Genomic DNA, 318 nt, shown 5'->3' with positions numbered 1-318 from the left:
CTCTTTTATATACTTTTGAACTGCTTCATCTGTTATATTGCCAATCGTTTCAACATAATATCCTCTAGCCCAAAACGCTTTATCCCATTTACTTTGCAACTCAGGATGCCTGTCATAAATCATTAATGTGCTTTTTCCTTTCAGATACCTCATAAAATCTGATACTCTGAGTTTTGGTGGAATTGCTACGCTTAAATGTACATGATCTATACATACCGCTCCTGCAATTATCTCTACATTTTTATACTGGCATAAAGTTGCTATTATCTCTCGGACATCTCTGCGTATTCTCCCATACAATACCTTCTTTCGGTATTT

At 35.5% G+C, this 318-nt stretch carries 1 protein-coding gene; it reads right to left on the bottom strand.

Annotated features, from left to right (window positions below; all coding sequences use genetic code 11):
* On the bottom strand, positions 1-318 hold a 318-nt coding region (tnpA, locus tag DW743_RS06350), incomplete at both ends, for an IS200/IS605 family transposase (RefSeq protein WP_243004549.1).

Source organism: Blautia sp. AM28-27, assembly GCF_003480905.1.
GTDB lineage: Bacteria > Bacillota > Clostridia > Lachnospirales > Lachnospiraceae > Fusicatenibacter > Fusicatenibacter saccharivorans.
The sequence above is the reverse complement of the archived record's forward strand: the minus strand, read 5'-3'. Positions and strand labels throughout refer to the sequence as shown.